The organism is Mycobacterium sp. NGS27 (assembly GCF_059813005.1).
The window spans coordinates 1-202 of the sequence record NZ_JCALDT010000071.1; the positions used below are offsets into that span (position 1 = coordinate 1).

At 72.3% G+C, this 202-nt stretch carries 1 protein-coding gene; it reads right to left on the reverse strand.

The features are described from left to right. A partial coding sequence (locus AC5Y30_RS25625) for a hypothetical protein (RefSeq protein WP_499922137.1) occupies positions 1–202 on the reverse strand: 202 nt, incomplete at both ends.

Sequence of the window (202 nt, forward strand, 5' to 3'; positions counted from 1 at the left end):
CCACGGCGGTGGCATCAAGGGTGGTGGGCGCCCAGATCCAGTTGGCGTGTAGGTGGGGGCCGGCCTCGGTGTCGAGGATGCCGGCGTTGAGTTCGAGGGCATGGCCTAGGGGCATGGGGATGGCGGTGGCGGCCCCAAGGATCGCGGCGCTGTGGGGGTCTAGGCGCCACAGCTCGCGGTGGTCGTCGCCGGTGGCCGCACC